The sequence below is a fragment of the Oleiphilus sp. HI0043 genome, assembly GCF_001634935.1.
Window position 1 is genome coordinate 1 of the sequence record NZ_LWEY01001789.1, and the last position, 956, is coordinate 956.

At 46.9% G+C, this 956-nt stretch carries 2 protein-coding genes; both read right to left on the reverse strand.

Annotated features, from left to right (window positions below; all coding sequences use genetic code 11):
- The coding region (fabD, locus tag A3729_RS27525; RefSeq protein ID WP_156498180.1) for an ACP S-malonyltransferase at nucleotides 1-721 on the reverse strand (721 nt) is incomplete at its 3' end.
- Nucleotides 722-792: 71 nt separating this feature from the next.
- Entirely contained in the window at nucleotides 793-942 is a 150-nt protein-coding gene (locus A3729_RS34730; protein ID WP_369820162.1) for a hypothetical protein, read from the reverse strand.
- Nucleotides 943-956 lie beyond the last annotated feature (14 nt).

Sequence of the window (956 nt, forward strand, 5' to 3'; positions counted from 1 at the left end):
CTTCCAGGTTTGTGGCTACCTGAGCATTCACATTTTGCACAATAGGAATACCGGGTTCTTTAAATGTCAGTTTCGACATTGCATTTGCCAACTCTTCACCTGCAGGCTGTAACAAGTCACAATGGCAAGGAACACTTACAGGAAGCTTCGCAGTACGACGAGCGCCTTTTTCTTTTGCGATAGCCATCGCCCGGTCCAGCGCATCGGTCGCACCCGATATGACGATCTGACCAGGAGAGTTAAAGTTTGCCGGCGCAACAACTTGCCCTTGGGCTGCCTCTTTACAAGCCTCTTTAGCTTTATCATCATCAAGCCCCAAAAGAGCAACCATACCGCCCTCACCTAGAGGAACCGCTCCCTGCATAAGCTTACCACGAAGGTTAACGAGCTTAACCGTCTCTTCAAAATCCAGTACGCCGCTAGCGATCAAGGCCGTATATTCACCCAAGCTATGCCCACACACATAGTCTGGACGGATGTCAGAGTTTTCTATCCAGGTACGCCACATCGCAACACTTGCCGTTAATACAATAGGCTGAGTAATTTCCGTCTGGTTGATCTTATCTTCAGGCCCATTTAGCGCAATATCTTGAAGATCCTCTCCAATTGCTTCAGACGCTTCAGTAAAGGTTTTTACTGCTAATTCTGACTGCGCCAAGAGATCTGACATCATTCCAATTGACTGAGAACCTTGACCGGGAAACATAAAGACAGTTGTCACAAAATTCACCTTTTAGATAGTTTGACTTGGATATTCAAATAATTAGCGACGCATAGCCACCAAGACCAGCGCTATAGCAAAACCTTTTCCAGCTCGCTATTAATCAGCTCCGGCAGATTAGCTTCCGCCTCTTTATAGGCAAGATCAATCGCTTGCTCAAAAGACTTCGCATTAGCATGCCCGTGACTTTTAACCAAAACGCCTTGCAGACCAAGGAAGATGGCCCCATTGTGAG